Origin of the sequence: Neobacillus paridis (assembly GCF_016765675.1) — a bacterium.
Lineage (GTDB): Bacteria > Bacillota > Bacilli > Bacillales > Cytobacillaceae > Neobacillus > Neobacillus paridis.
This window is the reverse complement of the sequence record NZ_JAESWB010000300.1, coordinates 1-556: the sequence shown is the minus strand read 5'-3', so window position 1 is coordinate 556 and position 556 is coordinate 1. Positions and strand designations below refer to the sequence as shown.

Sequence of the window (556 nt, the reverse complement as noted above, 5' to 3'; positions counted from 1 at the left end):
GTACTTGGGGACGATGAGCGCCAGCACTTCATCCATGCTTCCGTCGGCATCAGCCTGTTTCCCCAGGACGGACCTGATGGCGAGACGCTGCTCAAGTGTGCCGACATCGCCATGTATGTGGCCAAAAGCACCGCAAAGGGAACCTACCGGTTTTTCTAACCCAGCCAGGAGCGGCGGTTGGTGATGCGGCTCAACCGCGAGGCGGAACTGAAGCACGTCGTCGAACATGGCGAACTCATCCTGCACTATCAGCCAAGGGTGCAGGGCGACACAGGTGAGATCACCAGTTTGGAGGCCCTTGTACGGTGGATTCACCCGACGTTAGGGCTAATACACCCGAACGAGTTCATCCCGATGGCCGAGCGCACTGGGCTAATCTTGCCGCTGGGTGCGGAGGTGGTCCGCATGGCATGCGAGCAGCTGGCACTTTGGCAGGCGCAAGGCCTGGATGTTGTCCCTGTATCCGTGAATGTTTCGGCGCAGCAGATCGACACTGGCACGGTAAGTAGCATGCTGGCCAGCGCCCTGAAGGCAAACTGCCTGGACGCCAGCTTGC

At 59.9% G+C, this 556-nt stretch carries 2 protein-coding genes; both read left to right on the top strand.

The features are described from left to right. On the top strand, window positions 1-159 hold a 159-nt coding region (locus tag JK635_RS25995), incomplete at its 5' end, for a diguanylate cyclase domain-containing protein (protein ID WP_202655517.1). Between the two features lie 24 nt (window positions 160-183). After that, a partial coding sequence (locus JK635_RS18970; RefSeq protein ID WP_235888225.1) for an EAL domain-containing protein occupies window positions 184-556 on the top strand: 373 nt, incomplete at its 3' end.